The organism is Actibacterium sp. 188UL27-1 (genome assembly GCF_016901225.1).
In the GTDB taxonomy this organism is placed as follows: domain Bacteria; phylum Pseudomonadota; class Alphaproteobacteria; order Rhodobacterales; family Rhodobacteraceae; genus 188UL27-1.
In genome coordinates this window covers 1-3,026 of sequence record NZ_JAFEUL010000044.1, presented here as the reverse complement: position 1 = coordinate 3,026, position 3,026 = coordinate 1, and the positions used below count along the sequence as shown (strand labels likewise).

3 protein-coding genes and 1 pseudogene are annotated in these 3,026 nt (G+C 53.3%); 2 read left to right on the top strand and 2 right to left on the bottom strand.

What is annotated here, in order from left to right; all coding sequences use genetic code 11:
* Both IU397_RS23050 and IU397_RS23045 read left to right on the top strand, forming a co-directional pair.
* Positions 1-235: integrase core domain-containing protein (locus tag IU397_RS23050; RefSeq protein ID WP_204417966.1), on the top strand; the 235-nt coding region annotated here is incomplete at its 5' end.
* A 201-nt stretch (positions 236-436) separates the two neighbouring features.
* Positions 437-1,123: an OmpA family protein gene (locus IU397_RS23045; protein ID WP_204417965.1), complete on the top strand. Its 687-nt coding sequence runs from the start codon at positions 437-439 to the stop codon at positions 1,121-1,123.
* 220 nt (positions 1,124-1,343) lie between these two features.
* Here the strand turns inward: IU397_RS23045 and IU397_RS23040 are convergent.
* Both IU397_RS23040 and IU397_RS24095 read right to left on the bottom strand, forming a co-directional pair.
* Positions 1,344-2,131, bottom strand: a pseudogene (locus tag IU397_RS23040) (IS5 family transposase).
* A gap of 13 nt (positions 2,132-2,144) precedes the next feature.
* A complete protein-coding gene (locus IU397_RS24095; RefSeq protein WP_204417964.1) occupies positions 2,145-2,489 on the bottom strand; it encodes a helix-turn-helix transcriptional regulator in 345 nt (114 codons plus the stop codon).
* Between the last annotated feature and the right edge of the window lie 537 nt (positions 2,490-3,026).

The following is a 3,026-nucleotide window of genomic DNA, read 5'->3' as shown; positions in this document are numbered from 1 at the left end:
CAGCATGGACGGAAAGGGTGCGTGGCGGGACAACGTCTTTGTCGAACGGCTCTGGCGGACGATCAAATACGAAGAGGTCTACCTGCGCGCATATGACAGCGTCTCGGCAGCTCGGGAAAGCCTACGCAGGTATCTAAAGTTCTACAACACACGCAGACCGCATTCATCGTTGGACGGGCGGACACCCAATCAGGCATATCTCAACCCATCGTCACCAATCCCGGTGGCGGCTTAACCGAGCGGAAAATCCAACTAAGAAACGGCTCGAAACTGTTCAAAAAACCGAACAACCTCTTCATTCTGCGCAAAACTACTTGACTGGGAGGACCCCGTTACCGACGTCCTGACCCTAGCATATGCGCATTGCTATTGCATAGCGCGGGTCTTGGTTGATACTTCGGCTGCTATGCCACGGTGTTTTACAAAAGGAATTACCATGCTTTCTCTACATCCTAAAGTTTGCGCTGTCGTCTTGTTGGTTATCGCAAGCCCTGCGTTGTCGCAGATGACTGTCACCGATGACGGCGATGTGACCATGAAAGGTCTGTCTGTCACCGGCGATGGCGATGTCGATCTGGGTGGAATAAAGACAGATAGTGAAGGCAATGTTGAGATAGGTGGTGATGTGTCGATTGGCATGGGTACAGTGATTGGTCTTGGTGATATCTCCGTCGATGCGGATGGTGGTGTGGTGATGGATGGGCTGCGTGTAGAGGCGGATGGCTCTGTCTCTATGGGATCAGAGATCAACGTTGGCGTGTTGACCGAAGCGATGGAGAAGCCGGGCGCTTCCGTGAACATTTCCATCCTGTTTGATAGCGGATCTGCTGAGCTAACCGCGCAGGGCAAAGAGCAGGTCGCGTTAGTCGCCGAGGCGTTCTTTACGTTCGATGACGATGTACGGGTTCTGGTTGAAGGACATACCGATAGCGTAGGGTCTGACGCGGATAACTTTGCCCTGTCCAATGCGCGGTCGCAGACGGTGGTGAATGAACTGAAACTGGAACATAATACTGACGTCACGCTGCTAATTGGCGGCAAGGGCGAAAGCAGCCCGGTGGCGGATAACGACAGTGATCAAGGCCGTGCTTTGAACCGTCGTGTAACATTTATTCGCAACTAATTTCTGACCATGTAAAAACTGCAGCGGTAAACCGCTGCAGTTTTTACAGCTAACGGACATTCGGCACGAGTTGTTCAATGAAGCCAGAGTCCGCGCCCTACCAATTCACCCAAGGCGCAGCCAAAGCAAGCTCTCGCTGGAACTAAACCAATATCGGCATTTGCAATCGTAATGAAAGCATTGGCGGCGAATGCAAAAAGCTGCGTTCGCCATAACTAGGTCATGTTGACAAATGGGGGAGCCGTAGTCGGATCGATGTTACGTCAATGAAGGCCAGAAAACTTTCTGCGGTTTTGTCGTAACGTGTTGCGATGCAGCGGGCGTTTTTCAGCTTGTTGAAACACCGCTCGACCATGTTGCGAAGCCGGTGGAGCGTGTGATCCACCCCGACCCGCATCCTGCGCGATTTCCGCATCGGAATCTGAGGTAGGATATCGCGTTGTTCCATGGTCTGACGAATTCGATCAGCGTCATAGCCGCAATCTGCCATCAGAACTGCCGGTTCAGTTAGATTGTTATCCATCATCAAATCAAACCCCAGATAGTCCGAAGTTTGTCCTGGTGCGATGTCAGTTCTCATGGGCAGTCCTGTCGCACAGACCCGGAGGTGGGCCTTGGTCGTGAACCCACCTCTTGAACGGCCAAAACCCTGTCGCGGAGCCCCCCTTTAGCGCCCGCTGCCTGGTGGTGGGCGCGGATGACGGGACTGTCGATCATTTGCAGGACGTCCGGAACAGCTCCGCCATGGTTCAGGGCTTCGAGAATGTCCTCCCACAGCCCCGCCAGCGTCTAGCGCCGGAACGGCCTGTAAACGCTTGACCATTTGCCGAACTCTTCGGGCAGGTCCCACCAAGGCGATCCGGTGCGCGCAATCCAGAATATCCGGTCCAGAACACTGCGATGATTGGAGGGTTTGCGCCCGTTCCGGGCACGTGCAGGAAGGATGACGTGTTCAAAGAACGCCCATTCGTCGTCCGTCATCAAATCTCGTGCCAAGCCGGTCTCCATCGCAGATACCAGCTTAACGCATGCCAGCGACACAGTGCGAACCCATTTCGTCAGCATGACCCAGGGCACTTGAGGGGATTGGACGTTTGCCAGTTTCGTACATGTAATAACTACGCGCTGACACACCCATCATTTTGGCCATCTCGGATTTTTTGAACTTTCGCCTTTTCCGAAATGCCTCGAGATTCTTATGAACATTAATGCTCAGAGCTTCGGCAAGTATCTGATCATCCAGTATTTTTTGAAAATCTGCTTCATTATCAGCCTCTCGTCGCTTGGGTGTTTGAATTGCCGAGCCAGGGCCAAATCCCCGAGGAGTGGAGCCGACAATTGTCAGGCCACGGAGTGCGCGTTTCACCTTGGCTCATCCGCTCCAAGGCACGAGCTACAGGAAATTACCGCCAACTTGGGCATCTGATGCTGCTCTTACCTTCACATATCGAAGCGCTCATTGAACCAGGTACGGCAGAAAACGATCAGAATGAATTGGAACAACTCCGTCTGAATACAAAAGACAACGAGGGTTAAGGCATGAAGCATGCGCGCTTAAACACGGATTGGGGTTCTAAATTGCCCGTGCCGAAGCTGCGCGGCATTACGGTCACTCTGCCCGCTATTTCGACAAGCTTGTGAAAAATGGTATCTATCCACCGGGACGCGATGCCGACGGTGTTGCTGTCTGGCTACGTCGGGAACTTGATAGTGCTCTTGCCAAGCTTCCAGCTGTCTCAGGTTCAGATTGGAGTCCAATTAACAGCTGTGATGAGGCATTTTGGACCTGTCGCGTTTTCGTGCCGCCCCTGGTGCTCTTTAGGCCACCTTGCGTTCGAAGGCGACCGGGCTTTTCCATCCGAGTGCTGAGTGGCGGCGACGCGGATTGTAGAAGCCGTTGATG